The organism is Vitiosangium sp. GDMCC 1.1324, from assembly GCF_003044305.1.
Taxonomy (GTDB): domain Bacteria; phylum Myxococcota; class Myxococcia; order Myxococcales; family Myxococcaceae; genus Archangium.
This window is the reverse complement of sequence record NZ_PZOX01000080.1, coordinates 1-1005: the sequence shown is the minus strand read 5'-3', so window position 1 is coordinate 1005 and position 1005 is coordinate 1. Positions and strand designations below refer to the sequence as shown.

The 1005-nt window shown below is 68.1% G+C and carries 1 pseudogene; it reads left to right on the top strand.

Features of this window, described 5'->3' with window-relative positions:
* Nucleotides 1-1005: pseudogene (locus DAT35_RS57960) on the top strand (hypothetical protein); the annotation flags it as partial.

The following is a 1005-nucleotide window of genomic DNA, read 5'->3' as shown; positions in this document are numbered from 1 at the left end:
CCGGGCTGGCCCGACTTCTCCTCCAGTGACAAGGAGGCACTGCTCGCCCCCTTCCTCTCGTGCACCTCTCCTGGGGAAGTCCTCGCCCTGCAGGAGCGCGTGGACATGCCCCGGCTGGTGGAGGCCTTGGACGACTGGCGCGCCGTGCGACTCGGCGCCCTGGGCCCACCGCGCGAGGACATTGCCCGCCAGCTCAACGAGAAGCGCACCTCCCTCCTCGTGAAGGCCCCCGAGGCCTATGGGCGCCTCAACGCGCAGGTGCTTGCCGTCTTCACTGTCGACTCAGCCTATGACGATGACTTGAGGGAAATTCTCTTCTTGCTGGCCCAGGACAAGCGGCTGGCGGAAACCCTCGCGCTGCTGCCCGCGTTCCAGGTGGCATTGGAGAAGCGGGGTCTGAAACCCACGGCCCGCGTGGACCGGGACTCCGAGTTCGGAGACATGGGCCGGGGCCTGGTCCGAGCTGGAAGGGACGTGCTCTCCAGCTCACGCATCGCCCTGGACGGACAGGATTCTGCATTCCTCACCCTACGACTCCAACTGCCGCCGGAGTACCAGGAGGCCCTCGCCACGGCCGAGCAGGAGTTGGTGCTCAACGCCTCGGCGGACAGCATGGCGGTGAGTGCTTTTGATGACCTCACCTTTGGTGTGCCGCTGAGTGGCTACGGCTTTATCGCCACCACCCTCCATGGCGGGAAGTTGCTTTGGCAGGGAGAGCTAGAGGAGGGCACGCGCGAGGTGGCACCGGCACTGGTGCTGGCCCTCGTCGCAGGTGGCAAGGGTCTGCGCTACCTCGCCAAGGGGGAAGACGCCGCGGGTGTGCGCCTGCACATCGTTTCCGGGAGCAAGGCCGCGGAAGCGCGCCTGCGAGCCCTGACGGAGACGGCGCGGCAGTTCAATGGGGCGATGAGCCTGGAGGGCCTGCGGGAGTTGGTGCGGGAGGTTCGGGCGAGCCGGGAGGCAGGCCGCTTCGTCGCCGTGGGCGGGGCGGACGCCGCGTTGGCG